This is a genomic window from Vibrio sp. Vb1026 (genome assembly GCF_033338745.1).
In the GTDB taxonomy this organism is placed as follows: domain Bacteria; phylum Pseudomonadota; class Gammaproteobacteria; order Enterobacterales; family Vibrionaceae; genus Vibrio; species Vibrio alginolyticus.
In genome coordinates this window covers 43,382-62,479 of record NZ_JAWOTH010000011.1, presented here as the reverse complement: position 1 = coordinate 62,479, position 19,098 = coordinate 43,382, and the positions used below count along the sequence as shown (strand labels likewise).

Below are 19,098 nucleotides of genomic sequence, written 5' to 3'. Positions count from 1 at the left end.
GCGCTTTTGCATTTATTAAGGGCATTACATCTTTTTAAAGATGATGGAGGTGTTGATGCCGCCAAAGGCGAAGTTGTTACTCATCAAATATTTCACGTCCAGCTCTCGGCCTTGTCCGGCGATGTAGTCTAAATCGCCACATTGCTCGTCGAGGTTTTCTAGGTTGAGCGTTGGGTTAAACCAACCTGTGTGCATCATTTCTAAACCTAGCCACGCTTCAATCGCGCCACAGGCGCCTAGTGTGTGGCCAAAGTAGCTCTTGAGTGAACTGATTGGCACTTTGCCCAGAGCATTCGCTGTTGCGTTGCTTTCCGCAATATCGCCGCGGTCGGTGGCAGTGCCGTGAGCAGATACATAGTCGATCTTCTCAGAAGGAATGCCCGCGTTTTGCAAAGCCATTTCCATACAGATTTGCATGGTTTCCATCTGTGGTTGAGTGACGTGTGCGGCATCACAGTTGCTGGCAAAACCGATGATTTCTGCATAGATTTTCGCGCCACGAGCGACGGCGTGTTCGTACTCTTCCAGAACTAGCGTTCCCGCACCTTCACCAATCACCAAACCATCGCGATCGGAGTCATAAGGTCTTGGTGTGCTTTTCGGGTCTTCATTCTTCAGACTGGTGGCAAAAAGGGTATCGAAGACCGCGGATTCCGTTGGGCACAATTCTTCAGCGCCACCAGCAACCATGACCGTTTGGTAGCCGTGCTTGATCGCTTCGTAGGCGTAGCCGATTGCTTGGCTGCCAGAGGTACATGCACTGCTGGTTGGGATCACTCGGCCTTTCAAACCGAAAAATAGACCAACGTTCACTGCCGTGGTATGCGGCATCATTTGCACGTAAGTCGTTGCGGTGATCGCTTTAGTGGTTTTCTCATTCAGCATGACACCAAATGCGCCGATTGCGTCAGTACTGCCTGTTGATGAGCCGTATGCGATACCCGTTTGACCATTGGTGAGTACGTCGTTACCAATCAAACCTGCTTGGCTTAGTGCGTTTTCTGTTGCGACGGTCGCCAATTTGGAAACACGCCCCATGCCGCGTACTTGCTTGCGCTTGTAGTGCTTTGGCAGTTCAAAATCTAAAATTGGTGCCGCGAGCTTGGTGTTCAAACCATCATACTGTTCGTAAGAAGGCATGTATTGCGTCGCGTTCTGGCAGTCACGCAGTTTTGGTTCGACAGATTGCCAATCGTTACCAAACGCAGTCACGCCTGACATTCCGGTTACAACAACTCGACGGCTCATACTAGGCCTCCGTTTACCGAAATGACTTGGCGAGTTACATAGCCTGCGATGTCAGACATAAGGTAACTGACTAAACCAGCAACTTCTTCTGGCTCTCCCATGCGGCGCAAAGGAATTTGCGGCATCGCATGTTCTTTCACGTGTTCGTCTACCATGCCTGTGTCGATAAGCCCTGGAGCAACGCAGTTGACGGTGATTTTGCGTTTTGCCAGTTCAAGCGCGAGTGATTTTGTTGCACCAATTACGCCCGCTTTCGCTGCGCTGTAGTTAGTTTGACCACGATTCCCCGTTAGGCCAGAGACTGATGCAAGCGTAACAATTCGGCCGCCTTTGCGCTTTTGCACCATTGGCATAACACAAGGGTGAAGAACGTTGTAGAAGCTATCTAAGTTGGTATGAATCACACCATCCCATTCTTCTTCGGTCATCGCAGGGAAAGCGGTATCTTTTGTGATACCAGCGTTGTTCACGACGCCATAGTAAGCGCCGTGTTCGGCGATATCGGCTTCTAGCTTCTCACGACAATCTGCACGGTCACTGATGTCGAATTGGATAAGACGACCGCTACCACCATGCTGTTCGATGGTGTTTAGGGTGTCTTGCGCGCCTTGTTGATCGCCCATGTAATGGACAATGACTTGGAAACCATCTTTGGCTAATTGAACGGCAATGGCTTTACCGATGCCTTTGCTGGCACCTGTAACGAGGACTTGTCGGGTCATTGTTGACTCCTGATTTTCATTTCTTGTAATTTTTCTTCTGATGGAACGTAAACGTTCAATTGGCAAGTCGCTACAACAGTTCCTTGTAGCTCAATACGGGCTGAAAAAACCGCCATACCGTTATCTTCCATAACTTTTTCAGCATACACATCGAGCACCTGTCCGCGAGAAAACGTATCGCATTCAGACGTGTATCGACGGCTACCAAGCAAAAAGCCAATCGGTGGCGCTTGTTCTTTCATTAATGCGTGGTAACCAGACCACGCCGCGACAGATTGCGCCATAAACTCAATGCCAACGTAAGCTGGCACAGTTTGAGAGGCCGAGTCGAAGAACGGGTTGTGTTCTGCGATATCAACCTGGCAGTGAATCGTATCTTGTTGAACATCCAAAGCACGATCGACCAAGATCATTGGTTTGTCGTGTGGCAAAAGTTGTTCGATGGGAGGAAGTTTAGTCATGAGCGTAACCAAAAATAAGACTAATATTATTGCCACCAAAAGCAAAAGAGTTGCTGAGAATCGCTTTGTTACCCAGTTTGGTTGGCGTCTCAACTAACGATATATGGATATCGTCTGCTTTGGTTTCGCAGTGTTGTATTGGCAAATCAAGGTTGTACTTGAGAATATGCCAAGTGATCGCGGCTTCCGTTGCACTTGCTGCGCCTAATGTGTGTCCGGTAAGTGGCTTTGTCGAGCTTACGGGAACGGAGTCTCCAAAGCAGCGATGAATGGCTTTGCTTTCCATCGCATCGTTTAACGGCGTTGCTGTGCCATGCGCGTTGATGTAACCAATGTCTTGCGCTGTAAGTCCTGCATTGGCCAACGCTTTTTTCATCGCTTCTTCTGCGCCTAACCCTTCTGGATGTGGTGCGGAAATATGGTGTGCGTCTGAGCTGTCGCCAGCTCCGAGAAGAGCAACGGGCGCAGGTGTTTTGCTTAGCAACATTAATGCTGCGGCTTCGCCGATATTGATGCCGTTGCGATGTTGATCAAACGGCTTACAAAGGCTATCGGATAGAGCTTCTAGACCGTTAAAGCCGTTTAGTGTTAGCCGACAAATGGTATCTACACCACCCACAATAACCGCATCAACAATGCCAGAGCGAATCAGGCGTTGCGCGGTTAAAAAGACACGACCACTAGAAGAACAGGCGGTTGAAACTGAGTAATGTGGGCCGCTCAAATCAAAGTAGGCGGCAATAAAATCGCTGCAGTTGCCAAGCTCTTGTTTGATGTAATGGTAGTCGGCAGGAAAATTACCCTTTGCCAGCTTTTCACCAAATGCGATTTCGCCATCTGAAATGCCAGATGTGCTGGTGCCGATCACGACTGCGATACGGTCACGGCCATATTTAGCAATGGCGTCACGCACGTTGCCTTCGATTTGCTGCAAAGCCGAAAGTGCGAGGCGGTTGTTTCTCGTATCAAACTGGCTGAGTGCGGGTGGTAATTGCGGTAACGTCTGTGCGATTCGACCGATTACTGTTTGGCGGCCTGAATTTAAAATATCTCGGTCAACCACCATGTTGGATGGCTTCGCTCCCGATAAACACTGGTGGATGAGCGCGTCATCTTGCCCCATGGCAGAGTGAAAGCCACAGGCCTGAATATACAAAGGTTGAGAAGAGCGAATAGGCATATTGTTATTCTAAATTTTTCTTAATTAATCTGATGTTGCAGTGTTTGAATAGAAATTGAAAACTGATGTTTGAGGTGATGAAAATCAATCTTACCCTCTAACTTGTTAGACGAGCTGTATTGAATCTCAATGATCTTTTCACCGTCGCTATCAAAGATGGCGCGAGAATTATTTTTATCAATAATTCGCCACCTTACCTCATTTAACGACCCTTCCCAAGCGGAACTCGGCCAGAGCGTGATCATCAGGTTAAATAATACCTGTTCTGGCTGCGGTAGCGAACCTTGTAAACCGTTGAGCACTTCGGTTTGAATTTGTTCTCCATCGTAAGACAGTGAGAGTACTCTTGTCCCCCAGGATGAGAAGCCTGCCAGCACCACTTCGTTGTTGGTCACTTGCAGTTGTACCGGAAGTTGCTCAGATGTGGTTTTACCATCTATTGCCCAAGAAGCCGTAATTAACTGACTGGCAGACAACTGATAGCCCAAGCTTGCGGGAGTGGGCAAGCTAACTTGGGTGTGCTCGGCAATGTCGACCTGAGGCGTCGATTGGTGAGGGACCAAGCTGCATGCACTTAAAAACAGGCTCAGTGCGAATAACGTCGCGCAGCGAAAGGCGTGATTGAAAATCATGACGTCGTTTCCTCTGTTTTAATTGCAATCGGAGAGAGCAGCCAAGCGACAAAAATACCACTTAACACCGTAATGCCAAAACTGTGAATCGCGTGAGTTTGGCTGAGTGACAGCAATCCAAATGACAACACAGTGGTCATTGCCGAAAGGGTGATCGCCAATAGTGTGCTCACACTGCGGGCTTTCTCGGCAAAGAACAGAGTGTAATCGATCCCTATACCAAGAATGAGCACCAAGCCAAGCAAGTTGAACAGGTTTAATGTTGTTCCCATCGCGACAGCAGTTGCCAGACCGCAGGCGCAAGCAATCAATGATGGCAGTAAAACTCGGCAACTGTGTTGCAGACCGTACCGCTTGATTAATACCAGAAAGATCACAGCACTGGCGGCTGCCAATAGCTCCATGATTTTGATTCGGTATTCACCAAATAGGGTGGATATTTCTTCAGCTTTGTTTAGGTAGACAACATCAGACTGTGATTTGGCAAATGCCTTAACAACAACGGAGTCTTGCAATTGGTTTAACACCACTACCGTTGCCGATTTTCCTTTGATCTTACCCAAATGAAGAAAACGTACAGGCGCTGATACCGGGTTTTGCAAGTACTGTTCAACCGTAACAGGGATAAAGTCGGCGTCCATTTTGGGCTTTTTACTTAAGCCCAGCCCGGAAGTAAGTGGGCTGGATTGTGTCGCGTAAAGATCGCGAATCAATTGATAGTCTTGTTGCTGACGTTCCACTGAGCTCAAGTAGCGGCTCAGGCTCTGGTAGCTTTCGATGGTGCTGTCCGCTTTCCACGCTTCTAAAGTTGGTGTCAAAGACTCCAGCTTTTTCATTAGGTTTTCGTCATCGTCGGCGGTAACGACCAACATTTGCTGCGAAGATTGCATGCCACTGAGCGTCGTAATCAAGGTTTCTTGCTGCTTGAGATCGTTCGGCATCGTTTGCAGCAGACGAATGTCGTCATCGTAGTTCAATTGCAGCAAGAAAAAGCCACTCGCAACCACACATAACATCGGTAATCCGACTTTAATTCGAGGTTGATTCCAAAGCGTTAACCATTTCGCCAACAGTGATTGTCCCGGTAAAGTCGAAATGGAGCGCGATGGGTTACGAGCCAGTATCGGATACCAAGCCACCACGGTGATGTAAGCGGCAGTCAGACCAATGGATGAAAACAGCGCAAGCTGCTGCAAACCAGGAAAGGGTGCCACTAACATGCCCAAATAGCCGATCAAACTGGTGATTAAGCCAAGTGTGATCGCTATGAAAATATGCTTTAACCCTTGCTCGCTATCCCATTCATTTCCCGCCGCAAGGCGTTCGGTTAGGTAGTGGAATGCGTAGTCGATAGACACGCCGATTAAACTTGCGCCAAACACTAAGCTGAACAGATGGACTTTTCCAAAAATCCACGTCGTAACGGACAACGCAACGAGCAAACCAATGGTGATGGAAAGCAGTGCGAGAGACAGTGGCATCACACTACGAAAGACCAACACGAACAATGCAATGATACCGAGCAGAGAGAACACACCGATGGTACTGATCTCCGATTTTGCACTTTGCGTACCAAAGTCGGCGTAAAATAGAACGCCTGTATGTGAGACTTCAGCGCCATATTTCTGCGCGACGCTTTGTTCTAGCGCTTGAATATCAGGGACGGCAAGCTGCCCAGTTAGGCTATAAGGCGAGTCTTTTAGTTCGGCAGTAATAAGCAAGTATTGAGCATCGTCTTTTTCGACGGACAGATAGCCGTTATCCAATCGGAAAGAGGACGATTGCTGGGTAACTTGGCTTAAATAATCACGAAATAGCAAGAAAGGATCATTTTGTAACTCTTGCCCAGTCACCCCAGAAAACGGGTTGTACAGAGACTGAATCACATGCTGCACTTGCTGTTCTGGATTTTGGCTTAAACGCTCTCGTTGTTCAGGCGTCAGCAATTGGAAGCGGTGCTTAAAGTAGTAACTCGCCCAAGCTTGCTGTTCTTGAGGTGAGATTTTTCCTACCACATCGCGAAAATGATTACTTTGGCGTAACCCCTTATCAAATTCAGCGGCCGCTGCAAAAAGGGCATTTTTGTCCGGCGCTGTGATCACGAAAATGACTTTGTCGCTCATACTTGCCGAGACCGACTCAAAGGCTTGCTCAGCCACCGGGTTTTGTTGGTTCTTCGGCAGCAGTTTTAAAATGTTGGTCTCAATCGGAGATTCTGCACTCCAAACCCATTGTTTGAGTAGCAACGCGCCCGCTAAAACAACGAGATTGAGCCAAACCAGAGCAAAGGTATGAGTGCCGAGACTGAGTTTAGAAACGGAATTGAGCGTCTTCGGCATCCGTGAGTTCCTGAGGTAGAGAGGTCTGGTTTGTAAACGTGATTTCGGTCTTATCGCCACGCAGCTCTTGTAGGGTTAGGCGATCAATGTGCGTTTTACCGGAAAGAGTGATGGATTGAAACACCGCATTTAATGGCGACTGTTTTGGCACTAAAACGAGCTGCCATTGATTGTTCTCAACTGAAAAATCGAGTGTGAATTGTTCTTGCAGTGCAGAAGTATCCCCGTGGAACACGGATAAAAACACATGACTAAAGTAGAACGCCATTGGGTTTTCTTGTGCAGAGATCGTTTTCGGTGCTTGGTCGGCAAAAGTCTGACGAAGTTTGTTTTCCGTCAATACCAAATTGACTGCGAAAGGTTCTGTTTGTTGCCACAACAAGCCATGTGTTTTGCTCAGTGTGAACTGACCTTTAGAGGTTAAAGGTTGACTAAACATTTCCAGATGACGCTGCTGCGTAAAATCTCCGCGTACGATTTCATGCTGAGACAACTGCTGTTGAAGCGATGCCAAATCCGTTACATTTACTGTCGGTGTGGCCAGTGCTGGAACAGAAAATATCAGCAAAAAAGAGAGTAACCACTTTTGCATTAGTCCAGACTCCCATGGTTGTGCCATTGCTCTACTTTATCTAAAAAGATTGCTGGAGAAACAAAGCACATCTCTTGCTTTTCAATGGATACGGCGACTTGCGTTGTATGCGCTTTGCACATACGTTGATTCGTTTCGGCGTCGTAAATCACGTAATCCACACGTAAGCGGTTTTCCCACTCAGTGAGTTGCGCGGTAATGCGAATGGTGTGATTAAACGGAATCGCCTTCACGTATTTAACGCGCGTGTCGATGATCGGCCACATGTACCCAGAGTCTTGCATATCGCGATAGCTGTATTGGATCTTTTCCATCAGCACACGACGCGCTTCTTCAAAATATCGAAAGAAGTTGCCGTGATAAATCACGCCCATCGGGTCAGCATCTTGGAATGAGGTGACCATAGTCACCTCCGCTTTTAATGGGTAGAGAACCTGCTCTTGCATTATACCTCCGCGTAGAGTGGCCAATGACGTTGCTGAATGCGTTCAATGAAATGGCGCAAATCTTGTTCCAATGGGCGATCTTCAATCACAAATTCAAACTCGTTCAGTACTGCGTCACGAATTACTCGCAAACTCTGACTCATGTGGTGTTCGTCCAATTCGTTATGACGGCGACGAATCTCAACCGCTTGAACGCTTGCTAGGAGTGAAGCCGCAGCAACTTGCTCTGTTAACTCAAGTACGCGTAAGCAATCACGAGCCGCAATGGTGCCCATGCTCACTTTGTCTTGGTTGTGACATTCGGTTGAGCGAGAAAAAACGCTCGCTGGCATGGTGTTTTTCAACGCTTCTGCCGTCCAAGCTGAGATACCAATCTGAACCGCTTTAAAGCCGTGGTTGATCGGTTTACGCTCGCCTTCTGCACCGGTTAAGTTAAACGGCAGGCCGTTATTGAACTTGTAATCCATCAGTTGCGCCATCTGACGGTCCAGCAAATCAGCTAAGTTGGCAATGTTCACTTTCAACGTATCCATCGCCATTGCGATATGACCACCGTAGAAGTGACCGCCGTGCAGAACGCGCTCGTTGTCGCCATCGATAATTGGATTGTCGTTGGCACTATTTAGTTCATTCTCAATCAATTGACGTAGCCAAGGCAGTGAGTCTTGCACCATGCCAATTACGTGTGGCGCACAACGCAGCGAGTAACGATCTTGCAGTCGGTCGCTATTGCGTGGCGGACGCTCAGCATTGAGATCATCACGCAGCCAAGCTGCAACTTGCTGTTGACCAGGGTGAGGCTTTACCGCAAACAACGCTTCATCAAAGTGGAAGTCATTACCTTGCATACCCACAGAGACCATCGCGGTAATCTTGGTGCAAAGCTGAGCTAGGTATTCTGCGCGTTTGTAGGCAAGACAGGCGAGGGCAGTCATCACGGATGTACCGTTCATTAACGCCAAACCTTCTTTTGGTTTTAGGCGAATTGGCTCAATGCCCAGCTCTGCAAACACTTCTTGTGTTGGTCGCACATCGCCTTTGTAAAGCACTTCACGCTCGCCAATTAAGGTCGCCGCTAGGTAAGACAGAGGCGTTAAATCGCCACTTGCGCCCACCGAGCCTTCTTGTGGAATACGCGGCGCAATGTCGTGGTTGATAAGCGTAACGATTTGGTTCAACAGATCGTGAGACACGCCAGATACGCCTTGCGACAATGAACACAAACGGGTTGCCAGCACCGCGCGAGCTTGCTCATGAGAAAGGATTTGACCTAAGCCACAACCATGGAAGCGTGTAAGGTGCAACGGAAGTTCATCCACAAGAGCGGGTGGAATCGCCACAGTACATGAATCGCCGTAACCGGTAGTCACGCCGTAAATAACGCCTTCTTCTTTCAGTAATCGTTCCAGAAACGCCACGCCACGATCAATTTTCGCGGTAAATTCTGGCGAGGTGTTCATGTTTGCCTTTGCACCTTGAGCAATGGCAACGACATCTTCGATGGTTAAAGATTGGGCACCAAAAGTGATGTTGTGATTATTGTTGTTTGTCATGTGGCTGATTACTTAAAGTCCAGAAGTTAAAAAAGTTGTACCACTGTAACGGCGCTTGCAGTGTGTGGTGTTCTAATCTGTGGGCGTACTGTTGAACAACGTGTTCTAGTGCCTGCTGACGCTCCTTGCGCGGTAGCGTGATTTGGTCACTAAAGTGTTCAAAGTACACATTAAAATGCGGAGTGTTTGCTTCATCGTCGCGTAGGCCGAAGAGTAGATAAACCGGCGCTTTTAATACCGAGGCCAGCATGAATGGGCCTTGCGGGAATGGCGCTGGTTTACCAAGAAAATCTGCCCAAACGACACGATTTTCTTTGCTGGTAGAAGTGCGATCGCCAACGATCACCACCCATTCGCCTTGCTCGATTTTTTGTTGAAGCAGAATCGCGGTGTCTGGTCCCATTGAGCTGACTTGAATCAAATTCAGTTCCGAGTTTGGGTTTACCGCCTTCATTACCGCATTAAATTGTTCAGCGTGTTGGGTAAATACCAAGGCGTTGATTTTGACATGAGAGTGTCGACGACCAAGCGCGCGGCAGAGTTCGATATTGCCAAGGTGCGAGCCTAAAATGAGCACGCCTTGTTTTTTCTGCGCCATCTCTTCGAAATGATGCTGGCCGTGAATGGTTAGGTTATCGACGTTAAAGTCACCTTGCCAGGCAGCCAGTTTGTCGAGCATGGTTCGCCCAAAAGAAAGCAGATGATGATAGCTGTCCAACTGTTTTGGTAGTGCGATGCTCTGCTGCGTTGCGTAGTACTGCAAGTTTTGCAGGTAAACCTCAGACGCTTCACGGGCAGATTTACCCGTGAAGTGGTAGTAGCGCATGACTAATTTTAAAATCAGGTCAAACGCTTTTCTGCCGAACAAGCGGTAAACCGCGAGTAAGGTTTTGATGCCTAAAATCGTGCCTTGTTCTTTTCGTTTCGACCAGTGGGTATTGCTGTCGTCTGTGTGACTGTGCTTTCTGGCGAGTAGCGAAGGAATGCGCGGCAACATGCCAAAAAATAGGCGAGTGTGCATCCAGCTTATCTTGACGTTATCCCACAATGCGTCGAAGTGGGAAATGCCACCTTCAGGGTAGATCACGCGCGTTGGAACAAAATCAATATCGACGCCTTCCCAGTACATTCGCACCAGAATTTCGATATCAAAATCCATGCGTTTGCCGATGTTGTACTTGTTCAACACGGCGACCGTTTTCGCCAATGGGTAGGCGCGAAAACCACACATGCTGTCTTTGATAGACAGTGACAAGGTTTCTATCCACACCCAAACGTGCGTAGCGTAGCGACCATACAAACGGGATTTAGGTACGCTCTCGTCGTATATCGGTTGGCCCGAAAGCAGGTTATCTGGTTTTGTTTCGCTGGCGCTGAGCAATTTCGGCAATGCTTCTAGGTCGTGCTGACCATCTGCGTCGATTTGAATGGCGTGCGTAAAACCAAGTTGGTGAGCTTGATGTAGGCCTGCCATCACCGCGCCACCTTTGCCTTGGTTTTCTCTCAAACTAATCAGTTTTATCAGCCCTTGCTCACTCAAAGCAGAAAGCGCTTGTTTGGTGTCTTCATTGCTGCCGTCGTCCACGACCAGCACTGGCAAAGCGAAAGAGGATAACGACGCAACCACGTCTGCAATTGTGCTGCCGTGGTTGTAGCAAGGAATTAAAAAGCAGGGACGATAATCACTCACGTGACTCACCCAGTTTCATTTTTCCTGACGAGTGAGTCACCAAGGTTTCACCGTTTTTCGATGTGTACTTAAAGGTCAATTTCTCGCGCTCATTGTCCCAAGAGAGTGAGAGGCAAACGGCTGCGTTTGGCAGAATCGGCTCTTGAAATTTGATGACTTCCATTCCTTTAAATACCTTGGGAGTATTCAAATGTTGAACGGCGTAGAACAGCGCCCAATCAATTTGAGTGACGCCGGGTAAAAGAGGGAAGTGATTGAAATGACCTTGGAAATCTAAGATGTCAGCATCCACTCGCAGCGACAGCTCCGCGGTATGGTCACTCACTTCAATATTCTGAATAGTTGGTTTTCTTTTATCCATGTTACTAGCTTTATTGGAATAGTTTTTCAATTTCAGCAACTTGGCGTTTGCCTTGGCTGTTCAATGGAATTTCATCGACCACTCGGAATTTTCTCGGGATAGCGATCGGTTCTAGCCAATTGCGCAGTGCCTTGCGAAGCTCAAGCCAAAATTTGCCTTTACCAAGTTCATTAAGCACATCGCTGCCTTGATCGTTAAGTACGATGATCGAGACTAACGTGAGGCGACCAGATTTTTCCATTGGGATCACCACGCTTTCTTGAACCCACGGCAATTGCTCTAAACGTTTTTCCACTTCGACAAGGGAAATACGCTTTTCTTCGACTTTGACGATTCGGTCAGTGCGTCCACGCAATTCAAAAGAAATACTATCATGGAAATAGCATTCATCCGCAGTTTGGTACCAAGTGTTTTCATCAATGTGTGGCGAGCGGAGCTTTAAACAATTTTCATGGTTAAGCTCGGCTTCAATACCAGGGAATAACGTCCAGGGAGTACTGGCTTCGTGCTGCTGACGGTAAGCGATGCCGCCGGTTTCTGTGCTGCCAAAAACTTCAATAGGAAGTGACCCAAACAACAACTGGCTGTGCTGCGCGGCTTGGTTTGGCAAGGGACCACCAGAAGAAAATACGCACCGAATCGCAACCGGATTGTGCTCTTCACTGAGTCGTTTTAGTAACGCAGGGCTGCTTACTAGCGTGGTGTCAGCATCAGCGTGATGGACAATTTGCTCTGGGAACTCAAGGTTGTGTGCTGAAAATGGACGTGCGGAGCACAAAGGCCACAATACGCGGAACAGCAAGCCGTAAATGTGTTGATGAGAAACGGTGCTTTCAACGTGTGTGCTGGCAACCGTGTCGCCCCACAGGTTATCTAGAATAGCAACTTCGATATCGAGCTGTTTCAGCGTTTTTGCAATGGCTTTTGGTGTGCCGCTTGAACCCGAAGTGAATAGCGTTACTGGTATTTCTGCCAGGTTTAATTCACGCCAAAAATAAGGTTGTTTGGCCTCTGGCTCGTTAATCATGGTGGTTTCTAGCAATGATTGAGCTTCGATCAAAAGCGAGCTCACCAATTCTGGAACCGAGACATCGGCATCATGCAGCAACAAATCGTAGTACTCACTGAGCTCTTTGAGTGCTTCTGGTTGGTAATTACCAGGTAATACAATGGATTTTCCTGCATAACAACAAGCAAAAAAGCCAACGGCAAATAGGTAGCTGTTGCCAAAACACAACGCAATGTTTTGCGTTGGTTGGGTCTCTAGCTGCTGAGTAAGTGTTGCGACGTGCTGCTGGAAATCACCCCACGTGATAACCGTGTCGCGATCGTAAGAGACTGGGGATTGCTCAGACCTCTCTGCGATGAACAAGGTCGCAAGGGAGGTAAAGCTCGAATACGTTGTATTCATACGATTAGTGTTCCTTTCGAACAAATTGACGCACGATCCATTCTCCAGCGAACAAGCCACCAGCAAGTAAGTAGCTGATGAGGCCGTTATAAAGCGTCCATATTTTTACTGGTAGGAAACAGGTATAGAGTGCAACGGCAGCGTTGAGCGTAAAAAAGGCGCACCAAACCATCGTCACTTTGCGAGTGTAAGCCACGCCAATAGCCGGAAGGTCGGGCTCTTGCAAGCGAGCAAGCCTCTCTATGATCGATTGCGGCTGTTTTAAGCTCAGTCCAAATACACACAGCATACATACATTGACAACGACAGGGTAAAACTGAAGCCACCCATGTTGTTTAAACACCATGCCAAGCGTAATTAGGACAATGCCAACAGCGCCCGTAACGAGCGCCAAGAACTTAAACTCTTTTAGTGGGGTCTTATTTGCGACGAAAACACGCAAAAGTAACGCAGCAATTAACAAGCCCCCAACTAAGTTCAAGCCAAATTTATCTATACCGAAATAGACGGCGAAGGGGTAGGCAAACAGTACAATTGCAGACAGACCAGTCAGCAATTGGCGCATTAACTTTCCTTCAATAACTCAGTGACAGCGTTAACCACATCGTCAACGGTTCTTACTGCACTAAACTCTGCTGGCTTGATTTTTTTGCCAGTGACATTCTGTAGGTGTACGACCAAATCAACGGCGTCAATGCTATCAAGATCGAGATCTTGGTATAAGTGCGCATCTGATTGAATGTCGGCTGCGTCAATTTCGAACAGCTCAACAAGCGCATCTTTAACTTGTTCAAATACTTGATCTTTATTTACATCAGTCATGAATATACCTACAACTTATTCATTAGTTTGAGAAGAAACGTATTTCGCTAGATTTGCTACAGACGCAAAGTGTTCGCGCGTATTTGAGTCGTCGGCATCAATAACGATGTTGTATTGTTTTTTTATTGCGAGTCCAAGCTCAAGCGCGTCGATAGAATCTAAGCCAAGTCCATCACCAAAAAGTGGTGCATCCGTTTCAATATCATCTACGGTTAAATCTTCAAGGTTTAAAGCATCAATAATAAGTTGCTTAATGTCGTTGTGTAACTGTTCCACTGGGACCTGCTTATTAATAAAAGTTTTCTGGAAAAATGTTTTCAGCTAGGTGCTGTTGTAAGCGTCGCGCCGCTATTGTCGGCGACGTAGTTTGCTTTATAAAGGGGGTAATCTCAACTTTATCCTTAACTTCAACCCTGAAAAAGGGCTTTGTTGCCGGTACTTGATACCATTTTTTCTCTTTTGTGAGGAAACTTGGTGTTACCGTAATATGGACAACTCTTAAATCTCGTTCTGTTCTTACCGCAATTTGTGCTGCACCACGTTGTAATTTCGGTTCTACACCTGGCGTTGTTCTTGTTCCTTCAGGAAATATAAGCAACACGTTGCCTTTGTTAAATCGTTCATCACAAAGTGCTAATAAATCATCCGGTGCTTCATTGGGAATATATCCGGCTGCTTTTACGATGTGCTTCATAAAAGGATTCGACCATATTGCCGATTTTACTAAACAGTCGCAGCGATTTAATTGTGAAGCAATGAGAACGTAATCGATTAAACTAGGGTGGTTGGCAACAATTAAACAATTACGATCTTGTTGAAGAATATCGGCACCAATAATTTGATAATCGATTGCGCCACTCAACTTCATCAATTTACAAAATGTGTTGAATGAATATCGAATCGCACCTTGAACTTTATATTCGCGTTCCGTTTGGTCTGAAACAAAAATACGAATGGTCGGAATAACAATGAAACTCAGTACTAAACCACCTAACCCAAATACTGAAAAACAAAAGCCTGTTGCTAGCACACGCCAATACTGATTTAAGCGAGTCATTTTTTGTGCCATTCCCAAATTTGTTTCGGAGCGTGAATAGTCCACTGATTTTCATCTGACAAGTAGTGTTGCAAAAACGCTAAGCCTTGTGGCAACGGGTGGTTTGAGCATTTTGCACTGATGCCGCTTTGCACCGTGAAGCCATCTCCATGAGAAAGTATCAAGCCAAGTCCAAACCCTTTGTATTGTTGGTTTTCATATTCTAAGTAAGAGTCAGGCATAGGCTCATCAAAATCAACAAGCAGTACTTTTTTGTCAGGATTGTCGGACAAAAACAGCCATGCTTCTAATATTGCGCTTTGGAATGTGTTTTCTGCCGCAGCGATAGAAGTTAGGGGAATGGGTTGTTTAGTTGCGATAGTGGCAAGCCCTGCGGCGGTATTGTGCACCGATTGAGAAAAAGCCATCGGAGACGCCTCTTCTCCATTAATTATATCTTCAACTAGTGCGACGCTGCGATGCAGTTCACCATGACGGCTTGAAAATACAAGGTAATCAACTTGATGTTGATTAAGCATTTCGATTGCAGTTTGTACCGCCAGTTTACTGAGTGGGCTCATTCTTCTGCGCATCATCGCAGGAATATTTGCAACATTGATTTTGCCATCTTCTGGCCATTTTATCTCTGTTGCCCATTGTTTCCATTCATTGGATTCGGATAAACCGAATGAATTCGCTGTCCACGCATCAATATTGAACGAAATGTTGATCTTCGAGTTTGGCATATTGGGTTAAATTGTTTATTTTACAGCTCGATACAAATTGGGGTTGACCCAAATTCACAATAAAAAGGAAATTATCATGTCGCGTTTTAAGCTGTATGTCTCGTTATTATTAACTTTGCTTCTTGTTGGTTGTGGACGAGTACAACCTGTAATGAATGTGGAGGATACTCCAGTTGCTTATGATCTTCAAAATAAACAAGTAAAAATGGCCATAGTGCAATCAGCAACTAACCGAGGCTGGACGATCGAAGAAGTAAGCCCTGGTGTTCTTATTGCAAAAATCCACGTTCGTAAACACTCTGCAGAAGTAAAAATCCCATACAATAATAAATATTACTCAATTATTTATCTCAACTCAGTAAATCTCAAAGCAAGTGATGGCAAAATCCACCGCAATTACAATCGTTGGGTAAACAACTTGAATGTTGATATTCAGCGAGCTATTGCATTGTTGGGCAATCAATCTCAACAATAAAACTATTAATTGCAGTTAGGTTTTTCCGTGTTAAATCAAAATAATGACCCTTTTAATGCTTTTGAAGCGAAGACAGAAGCTCAGAAGTTATCTTTTGCACCAATCGTGTTCCAGACCGCCAAAACGCTTCGAGATTTAGGTATTTTAGCCGCTTTAGACAGCGCTGGCGCTCAAGGCATGAGTGCCACAGATATTGCCGAGAAAACGGGAGTATCAGAATATGGTGTTAAAGTACTGTTGGATATGGCGATTAGTGCGCATATTGTTTTATGGGAACGACCTAACTATTCGCTTGCAAACCTTGGTTTTTACCTTCTTCATGATGGTATGACGAATGCAAACATGGATTTTACGGCAGATGTTTGTTACGCCGCGATGATGCATTTGACGGAAGCAATTCAAGAAGGTAAACCGTCAGGTTTGAAAGAGTTGGGCAATTGGGAGACCATTTATCAAGGTCTATCGACGTTACCAGAACAAGCCAAACAGAGCTGGTTTAAGTTCGATCATTTCTATTCGGATCGCTCGTTCCCACTTCTGCTTAAAGAAGTATTTGCAAGCAAGCCAAAGCATCTTGTGGATATTGGCGGAAATACGGGAAAATGGGCGATTCAGTGTTGTAAACATGACCCTGACGTTCAAGTGACGATTGTTGATTTACCACAGCAATTAGAAGTAGCGATGAAGAATGTTTCAGAAAACCAGTTCGTCGAGCGTGTACGTCCATACCCTGCAAACATGCTGGATAAAGCACAAACATTGCCTGGACACGCTGACGTATGGTGGATGAGCCAGTTCTTGGATTGCTTTTCCCCAATTGAGATCCTCAATATCCTTAAAAAAGTTAAAGCCCAGTTAACGAAGGGAGATACTATTTACGTATTGGAGCTGTTTTGGGATGCTCAAAAATACGCGGGAGCTTCCTATAGCCTTAATGCCACTTCTCTTTATTTTACCTGTTTAGCTAACGGTAATAGTCGCTTTTATCGCAGTGATGATTTCTTAGAAATTGTCGAAGCGGCAGGTTTATCTGTCGTTGAAAGAACCGACAATATTGGCCTTGGTCATACCTTATTAAAACTACAAGCAAACTAAATTCAGAATGAAAACAGAGCTCAAGCAAGTTGTTGTCGTAGGAGCGGGGCCATCAGGTTCAACCGTTTCTGCGTTATTAAAATCGCGTGGCATAGATGTTGTTGTCTTAGAAAAAGCGACTTTTCCACGTTTTTCCATAGGAGAAAGCCTACTCCCTGCATGTATGGAAGTTGTTGAACAAGCAGGAATGACTCATGCAGTAAAGCAGTTTGGTTTCCAGTATAAAGATGGTGCTGCATTTCGTCGTAATGGCGTATACACCCAGTTCGACTTTACAAACAAATACACACCAGGACCGGGCACGACGTTTCAGGTTCAACGTGCCAACTTTGATAAAGTATTGGCAGATAGCGCTGAAGAGCAAGGCGTAGAGATTCGTTATCAGCATGAGCTGCTCAACCTAGTGTTTGAAGGGAAAAAGTCTCGATTAGAAGTGCTCGACTCAAATAAGAAGGCTTATCAAATCGAAGCAGATTTTGTGCTGGATGCAAGTGGCTTTGGGCGTGTTTTACCACGCTTGTTGGAGCTAGAAGAACCTTCTTGTCTTCCGCCTAGAAAAGCGATCTTTACCCATATCGAAGATCATATCTCTCCCCAAGAGCCGGAATACGATCGCAACAAAATTTTAATTTCAGTTCATCCTGAAAATCACGACGTATGGTACTGGCTAATCCCATTCTCTAATGGTACCTGTTCGTTTGGTGTGGTGGGTGAGCCAGAATTTTTCGAAAAATACCCAGAAGATAAGATTGCAGCGTTGCAGCAGTTAGCCAATGAAGAGCTGGGTTTGGCTGCTTTATTGCGAAACGCGAATTACCCGAATCCAGCAGGCGAGTTGGGTGGCTATTCTGCTAACGTCAAACGTTTAGCGACAGAGCACTACGCGTTGCTTGGTAATGCAGGTGAGTTTCTTGATCCTGTATTTTCATCGGGTGTCACTATCGCCATGAAATCGGCAGAGTTTGCAGCGGACTGCGTGGTTCGTCAGCTGAATGGTGAAAAGGTTGATTGGCAAGAAGAGTACTCGCAACGCTTAATGGTGGGAGTGAACACATTCCGCACTTATGTGGAAGGCTGGTACAACGGCACGTTGCAAGATGTGATTTTCTATCAAAACCCGAACCCACGTATTAAACAGATGATTAGTGCGATTTTGGCTGGATATGCTTGGGATACGAATAATCCTTACGTAAAACAAAGTGAGCAGCGTTTGTCGACGCTTGCAGAACTGGTTCGGGAAGCTGAACTGTAAGAATATACATTCGCTTATCCGAGAATCAGTAAACCTAGGTCTTACCAAAAAATTGGTAAGGCCTTTTTAATGCCTCTTTAATTTTACTTCTAGCGTGTTGGAGACACATTGACCACTTACATCGGTGTGTATCGAATTTGAGAATTTTTATGGTGACATTGATCACATCTAGAATTCCTGTTGCTGATATTTATATTAAATTTGTAGGAAATGGATTACATTCTGGGAGTGTTCCCTACATCTGGCTTCGTTGTGAAAACGGTTTATAAGCAACTGTATAAGTTAGTAAAGTTCCAAAAACTACACCAAAAAAAAGACAAGTTTCTTACCAAATCAATTCGCTTGGTGAGTTCGAGCCATCGACTACGCCAAACGCTTCCTCTACTTTCTAAAATTGTCGAAGAACATGACGCATCAACGGTCTCTTCGATTGCAGATCCCGAGAACGCGGTAGCGTGGGGAGGTAAAGTTTCTCCAGAGTTCAAATCTAAAGTCATCCGTATTAGTAAAGAGCTAAAGATCAATCCTAATCATCTTATGGCGTGCATGGCATTTGAAACTGCTGAAACTTTCAGTCCAAGCATCAAAAATGGTTCCGGAAGCGGGGCTACAGGGTTAATTCAATTTATGCCCTCTACCGCAGAGTCATTAGGAGTGAACACAAAGACTCTTGCGAGAATGAGCGCGCTTGAACAACTTGACTATGTGAAAGCGTACTATTGGCCCTATCGAAATAAAATTAATAGCTTAGAAGATGCTTACATGGCCATTCTCTACCCTGCTGCGATTGGTAAACCGCCGTCTTTCGTTTTGTTCAGACAAGGCTCAATTGCCTATCGACAGAATGCAGGTATCGACCGCCACAACACGGGAAAAATCACGCTTAATGATGTTTCCTACAAAGTGAGGAAAAAATTAGAAAAAGGTTTGCAGCCCAATTTCATGGGCTAAGATTGTGTCATGTTCCTAGTTTTTCGCGCATGAATCCTTCTGTTACTTCACGGGGATTCTGATACACTACGCGCCCATTTCCTCTG

The 19,098-nt window shown here is 45.9% G+C and carries 21 protein-coding genes; 4 read left to right on the top strand and 17 right to left on the bottom strand.

Translation table 11 applies throughout. The annotated features are described in order from the left end of the window. Positions 1–24: 24 nt before the first annotated feature. Genes R7E47_RS16240 through R7E47_RS16160 form a run of 17 tightly spaced genes read right to left on the bottom strand, consistent with a single transcriptional unit; the run spans position 25 to position 15,239 of the window. The gene (locus tag R7E47_RS16240; protein WP_053307508.1) at positions 25–1,248 is read right to left on the bottom strand and encodes a beta-ketoacyl-ACP synthase; all 1,224 of its coding nucleotides are present in this window, start codon (positions 1,246–1,248) and stop codon (positions 25–27) included. After that, a complete protein-coding gene (gene fabG / locus R7E47_RS16235; RefSeq protein WP_213906496.1) occupies positions 1,245–1,970 on the bottom strand; it encodes a 3-oxoacyl-ACP reductase FabG in 726 nt (241 codons plus the stop codon). The genes R7E47_RS16240 and fabG overlap by 4 nt, the downstream gene beginning before the upstream one ends. Next, a complete protein-coding gene (locus R7E47_RS16230; RefSeq protein ID WP_017634799.1) occupies positions 1,967–2,431 on the bottom strand; it encodes a hotdog family protein in 465 nt (154 codons plus the stop codon). The genes fabG and R7E47_RS16230 overlap by 4 nt, the downstream gene beginning before the upstream one ends. Continuing rightward, positions 2,424–3,611 carry a beta-ketoacyl-[acyl-carrier-protein] synthase family protein gene (locus R7E47_RS16225; RefSeq protein ID WP_318084647.1) on the bottom strand — a complete coding sequence of 396 codons (1,188 nt, stop codon included), beginning with the start codon at positions 3,609–3,611 and terminating at the stop codon, positions 2,424–2,426. The genes R7E47_RS16230 and R7E47_RS16225 overlap by 8 nt, the downstream gene beginning before the upstream one ends. A gap of 20 nt (positions 3,612–3,631) precedes the next feature. Further along, on the bottom strand, positions 3,632–4,243 hold the full coding sequence (locus R7E47_RS16220; RefSeq protein ID WP_054575211.1) for a DUF3261 domain-containing protein: 612 nt from the start codon (positions 4,241–4,243) through the stop codon (positions 3,632–3,634). Beyond that, positions 4,240–6,582, bottom strand: coding sequence for an MMPL family transporter (locus R7E47_RS16215; RefSeq protein WP_318084645.1), 2,343 nt, complete (start codon positions 6,580–6,582; stop codon positions 4,240–4,242). The genes R7E47_RS16220 and R7E47_RS16215 overlap by 4 nt, the downstream gene beginning before the upstream one ends. Continuing rightward, a complete protein-coding gene (locus R7E47_RS16210; RefSeq protein WP_054575209.1) occupies positions 6,554–7,174 on the bottom strand; it encodes a LolA family protein in 621 nt (206 codons plus the stop codon). Before R7E47_RS16210 ends, R7E47_RS16215 begins: the two co-directional genes overlap by 29 nt. Further along, the gene (locus R7E47_RS16205) at positions 7,174–7,620 is read right to left on the bottom strand and encodes an acyl-CoA thioesterase (protein ID WP_054575208.1); all 447 of its coding nucleotides are present in this window, start codon (positions 7,618–7,620) and stop codon (positions 7,174–7,176) included. Before R7E47_RS16205 ends, R7E47_RS16210 begins: the two co-directional genes overlap by 1 nt. Then, a complete protein-coding gene (gene hutH, locus R7E47_RS16200) occupies positions 7,620–9,173 on the bottom strand; it encodes a histidine ammonia-lyase (RefSeq protein ID WP_053815764.1) in 1,554 nt (517 codons plus the stop codon). Before hutH ends, R7E47_RS16205 begins: the two co-directional genes overlap by 1 nt. Continuing rightward, on the bottom strand, positions 9,157–10,863 hold the full coding sequence (locus tag R7E47_RS16195; protein ID WP_318084642.1) for a glycosyltransferase family 2 protein: 1,707 nt from the start codon (positions 10,861–10,863) through the stop codon (positions 9,157–9,159). Before R7E47_RS16195 ends, hutH begins: the two co-directional genes overlap by 17 nt. Continuing rightward, positions 10,856–11,224 (bottom strand): 3-hydroxyacyl-ACP dehydratase, encoded by a 369-nt coding sequence (locus R7E47_RS16190; RefSeq protein WP_053315508.1) that lies wholly within the window; start codon positions 11,222–11,224, stop codon positions 10,856–10,858. Before R7E47_RS16190 ends, R7E47_RS16195 begins: the two co-directional genes overlap by 8 nt. 10 nt (positions 11,225–11,234) lie before the next feature. Further along, positions 11,235–12,635, bottom strand: a complete 1,401-nt coding sequence (locus R7E47_RS16185; RefSeq protein ID WP_262643678.1) for an AMP-binding protein — start codon at positions 12,633–12,635, stop codon at positions 11,235–11,237. Positions 12,636–12,639: 4 nt separating this feature from the next. Continuing rightward, positions 12,640–13,200: a hypothetical protein gene (locus tag R7E47_RS16180; RefSeq protein WP_213874650.1), complete on the bottom strand. Its 561-nt coding sequence runs from the start codon at positions 13,198–13,200 to the stop codon at positions 12,640–12,642. Then, positions 13,200–13,457 (bottom strand): acyl carrier protein, encoded by a 258-nt coding sequence (locus R7E47_RS16175; RefSeq protein WP_005382279.1) that lies wholly within the window; start codon positions 13,455–13,457, stop codon positions 13,200–13,202. Before R7E47_RS16175 ends, R7E47_RS16180 begins: the two co-directional genes overlap by 1 nt. Positions 13,458–13,472: 15 nt before the next feature. After that, positions 13,473–13,733, bottom strand: a complete 261-nt coding sequence (locus R7E47_RS16170; RefSeq protein ID WP_005382278.1) for a phosphopantetheine-binding protein — start codon at positions 13,731–13,733, stop codon at positions 13,473–13,475. A gap of 13 nt (positions 13,734–13,746) precedes the next feature. Continuing rightward, a complete protein-coding gene (locus R7E47_RS16165) occupies positions 13,747–14,514 on the bottom strand; it encodes a lysophospholipid acyltransferase family protein (RefSeq protein WP_005388305.1) in 768 nt (255 codons plus the stop codon). After that, a complete protein-coding gene (locus R7E47_RS16160) occupies positions 14,511–15,239 on the bottom strand; it encodes a beta-ketoacyl synthase chain length factor (RefSeq protein WP_137281802.1) in 729 nt (242 codons plus the stop codon). Before R7E47_RS16160 ends, R7E47_RS16165 begins: the two co-directional genes overlap by 4 nt. A 76-nt stretch (positions 15,240–15,315) precedes the next feature. On the opposite strand from R7E47_RS16160, the gene R7E47_RS16155 reads away from it, so the two are divergent. From R7E47_RS16155 to R7E47_RS16140, 4 genes are all read left to right on the top strand, one after another. Further along, on the top strand, positions 15,316–15,714 hold the full coding sequence (locus R7E47_RS16155) for a hypothetical protein (protein ID WP_005382272.1): 399 nt from the start codon (positions 15,316–15,318) through the stop codon (positions 15,712–15,714). A gap of 27 nt (positions 15,715–15,741) precedes the next feature. Further along, positions 15,742–16,809 carry a class I SAM-dependent methyltransferase gene (locus tag R7E47_RS16150; protein WP_005388297.1) on the top strand — a complete coding sequence of 356 codons (1,068 nt, stop codon included), beginning with the start codon at positions 15,742–15,744 and terminating at the stop codon, positions 16,807–16,809. Positions 16,810–16,816: 7 nt separating this feature from the next. Then, on the top strand, positions 16,817–18,061 hold the full coding sequence (locus R7E47_RS16145) for an NAD(P)/FAD-dependent oxidoreductase (protein WP_318084638.1): 1,245 nt from the start codon (positions 16,817–16,819) through the stop codon (positions 18,059–18,061). Between the two features lie 210 nt (positions 18,062–18,271). Then, positions 18,272–19,012, top strand: coding sequence for a transglycosylase SLT domain-containing protein (locus R7E47_RS16140; RefSeq protein WP_081008346.1), 741 nt, complete (start codon positions 18,272–18,274; stop codon positions 19,010–19,012). Positions 19,013–19,098 lie beyond the last annotated feature (86 nt).

Excerpts from the sequence above, each read along its gene's own strand:
- R7E47_RS16190 (WP_053315508.1), bottom strand. The coding sequence starts at position 11,224 with ATGGATAAAAGAAAACCAACTATTCAGAATATTGAAGTGAGTGACCAT.
- R7E47_RS16180 (WP_213874650.1), bottom strand. The coding sequence starts at position 13,200 with ATGCGCCAATTGCTGACTGGTCTGTCTGCAATTGTACTGTTTGCCTAC.
- R7E47_RS16155 (WP_005382272.1), top strand. The coding sequence starts at position 15,316 with ATGTCGCGTTTTAAGCTGTATGTCTCGTTATTATTAACTTTGCTTCTT.
- R7E47_RS16210 (WP_054575209.1), bottom strand. The coding sequence starts at position 7,174 with ATGCAAAAGTGGTTACTCTCTTTTTTGCTGATATTTTCTGTTCCAGCA.
- R7E47_RS16160 (WP_137281802.1), bottom strand. The coding sequence starts at position 15,239 with ATGCCAAACTCGAAGATCAACATTTCGTTCAATATTGATGCGTGGACA.
- fabG (WP_213906496.1), bottom strand. The coding sequence starts at position 1,970 with ATGACCCGACAAGTCCTCGTTACAGGTGCCAGCAAAGGCATCGGTAAA.
- R7E47_RS16230 (WP_017634799.1), bottom strand. The coding sequence starts at position 2,431 with ATGACTAAACTTCCTCCCATCGAACAACTTTTGCCACACGACAAACCA.
- R7E47_RS16140 (WP_081008346.1), top strand. The coding sequence starts at position 18,272 with ATGGATTACATTCTGGGAGTGTTCCCTACATCTGGCTTCGTTGTGAAA.
- R7E47_RS16175 (WP_005382279.1), bottom strand. The coding sequence starts at position 13,457 with ATGACTGATGTAAATAAAGATCAAGTATTTGAACAAGTTAAAGATGCG.
- R7E47_RS16185 (WP_262643678.1), bottom strand. The coding sequence starts at position 12,635 with ATGAATACAACGTATTCGAGCTTTACCTCCCTTGCGACCTTGTTCATC.
- R7E47_RS16205 (WP_054575208.1), bottom strand. The coding sequence starts at position 7,620 with ATGCAAGAGCAGGTTCTCTACCCATTAAAAGCGGAGGTGACTATGGTC.
- hutH (WP_053815764.1), bottom strand. The coding sequence starts at position 9,173 with ATGACAAACAACAATAATCACAACATCACTTTTGGTGCCCAATCTTTA.
- R7E47_RS16220 (WP_054575211.1), bottom strand. The coding sequence starts at position 4,243 with ATGATTTTCAATCACGCCTTTCGCTGCGCGACGTTATTCGCACTGAGC.
- R7E47_RS16240 (WP_053307508.1), bottom strand. The coding sequence starts at position 1,248 with ATGAGCCGTCGAGTTGTTGTAACCGGAATGTCAGGCGTGACTGCGTTT.
- R7E47_RS16225 (WP_318084647.1), bottom strand. The coding sequence starts at position 3,611 with ATGCCTATTCGCTCTTCTCAACCTTTGTATATTCAGGCCTGTGGCTTT.
- R7E47_RS16165 (WP_005388305.1), bottom strand. The coding sequence starts at position 14,514 with ATGACTCGCTTAAATCAGTATTGGCGTGTGCTAGCAACAGGCTTTTGT.
- R7E47_RS16215 (WP_318084645.1), bottom strand. The coding sequence starts at position 6,582 with ATGCCGAAGACGCTCAATTCCGTTTCTAAACTCAGTCTCGGCACTCAT.
- R7E47_RS16145 (WP_318084638.1), top strand. The coding sequence starts at position 16,817 with ATGAAAACAGAGCTCAAGCAAGTTGTTGTCGTAGGAGCGGGGCCATCA.